1 protein-coding gene is annotated in these 415 nt (G+C 37.1%); it reads left to right on the forward strand.

Features of this window, described 5'->3' with window-relative positions:
- Positions 1–415, forward strand: a 415-nt coding sequence (locus J7R10_RS09045; RefSeq protein ID WP_281432522.1) for an ABC transporter substrate-binding protein, incomplete at both ends; no start/stop codon positions are given.

Consider the following 415-nt stretch of genomic DNA (forward strand, 5'->3'; position numbering starts at 1 on the left):
GCAATGTGACAGGAACTTCTGATCGTATAGATATTGCCGAGAGTCTTAGACTTTTAAAGGAAGTAAAACCAGATTTGAAAAAACTTGGTTATCTTTATAATGCCTCTGAAGCTAATTCTGTTTCAACGCTTAAGATGTTAAAGGATGTAGCAGATAAAATTGGAATTGATGTCATTCCTTCATCAGCGCCTAAACCTTCTGATGTTCAAATGGCAACACGAGCTTTAATTGGTAAGGTGGATGTTATTTTTATTCCTGCTGATAATACGGTTCTTTCTGTTTTAGAAGGAGCAACAAAAGTCACACAGGAAGCACGTATTCCTTTATTTACTGTCGATTCTAACTCTATGGGAAGAGGCCCTTTTATGACACAGGGTGTGAATTTCTATGATGTAGGGGTTGATGCTGGTAAATT

The sequence above is a fragment of the Bartonella vinsonii subsp. berkhoffii ATCC 51672 genome, from assembly GCF_902825225.1.
In the GTDB taxonomy this organism is placed as follows: Bacteria; Pseudomonadota; Alphaproteobacteria; order Rhizobiales; family Rhizobiaceae; genus Bartonella; species Bartonella berkhoffii.